1 pseudogene is annotated in these 263 nt (G+C 45.2%); it reads right to left on the bottom strand.

Features of this window, described 5'->3' with window-relative positions:
• A pseudogene (locus SB717_RS36820) lies at nt 1–207 on the bottom strand (glycosyltransferase family 4 protein); the annotation flags it as partial.
• Nucleotides 208–263: the final 56 nt, after the last annotated feature.

Genomic DNA, 263 nt, shown 5'->3' with positions numbered 1-263 from the left:
CAAAATATGCATTGCCTCAAGCACACTCTCCAAGCCATTTGCCTGCCCATGCGCACCAAAGTACATAAGCTCAAAATGCTGCTTGGTTTTTTCGTGAGCTAGCGGATAAAACTCGAACCCCTCTAAATCGACACCATTAGGCAACCAGAAAATTTTCTCGCTAGGGATACCAAGCGGCACGATATATCGCCAAGCTTCCGGCAGCAAAACGACAATCCGCTTCGAACGCTTATAAATAAACCTTTCTATTACACGAAGAACAC

Source organism: Priestia sp. SIMBA_032 (assembly GCF_046535215.1).
Lineage (GTDB): Bacteria > Bacillota > Bacilli > Bacillales > Bacillaceae_H > Priestia > Priestia aryabhattai.
The sequence above is the reverse complement of the archived record's forward strand: the minus strand, read 5'-3'. Positions and strand labels throughout refer to the sequence as shown.